This is a genomic window from Amycolatopsis sp. NPDC051372 (assembly GCF_040682095.1).
Classification (GTDB): domain Bacteria; phylum Actinomycetota; class Actinomycetes; order Mycobacteriales; family Pseudonocardiaceae; genus Amycolatopsis.
The window spans coordinates 1,902-3,005 of the sequence record NZ_JBFBAF010000083.1 but is presented as its reverse complement, the minus strand read 5'-3'; the positions used below and the strand labels follow the sequence as shown (position 1 = coordinate 3,005).

The window sequence follows — 1,104 nt, the reverse complement described above, 5'->3', positions numbered from 1 at the left end:
CACATGGAACACGGATTTGCCTATGTTCCGGCCTACACGCTTACACCAGGACAACCATCGCCTGGCGGAGCTACCTTCCTGCGTCACCCCATCGCTTGACTACTACAGAATCAGATCCCACGCTCCACAACACAGCTCCATCCGAAGACTTCACCATGCGCTTTGGGTGGTTAGTATCAACTGCCTCATCATGGGCGCACATGCTCGGGTACGGGAATATCAACCCGTTGTCCATCGACTACGCCTGTCGGCCTCGCCTTAGGTCCCGACTTACCCTGGGCGGATTAGCCTGGCCCAGGAACCCTTGGTCATCCGGCGGCAGAGTTTCTCACTCTGCATTCGCTACTCATGCCTGCATTCTCACTCCCACACCCTCCACCGCTAGCTTCCGCCACGGCTTCACTGGATGCAGGACGCTCCCCTACCCATCAACACGACTACACACAACCCCGAAAGGTTGAGCGGATCTATTGTGTCAATGACACAGCTTCGGCGGTGTGCTTAAGCCCCGCTACATTGTCGGCGCAGGACCACTTGACCAGTGAGCTATTACGCACTCTTTCAAGGGTGGCTGCTTCTAAGCCAACCTCCTGGTTGTCTGGGCAATCCCACATCCTTTCCCACTGAGCACACACTTAGGGGCCTTAGCTGGTGTTCTGGGCTGTTTCCCTCTCGACGACGAAGCTTATCCCCCGCCGTCTCACTGCCGCGCTCTCACTTATTGGTATTCGGAGTTTGGTTGATTTCGGTAACCCGGTAAGGCCCCTAGACCATCCAGTAGCTCTACCCCCAACAAGAAACACGCGACGCTGCACCTAAATGCATTTCGGGGAGAACCAGCTATCACGGAGTTTGATTGGCCTTTCACCCCTACCCACAGCTCATCCCCCAGGTTTTCAACCCTGGTGGGTTCGGGCCTCCACGACGTCTTACCGACGCTTCACCCTGGCCATGGGTAGATCACTCCGCTTCGGGTCTAGACCACGCGACTATGACGCCCTATTCAGACTCGCTTTCGCTACGGCTACCCCACACGGGTTAACCTCGCCACGCAGCACTAACTCGCAGGCTCATTCTTCAAAAGGCACGCCATCACCCAAAAGG

Annotated in this window: 1 rRNA gene (cut by both window edges); it reads right to left on the bottom strand. The window is 56.5% G+C overall.

Annotation, left to right across the window (positions count from 1 at the left end):
* Positions 1 to 1,104, bottom strand: a 23S ribosomal RNA gene (locus tag AB0M56_RS50255) (it extends past both window edges: 1,488 nt to the left, 153 nt to the right).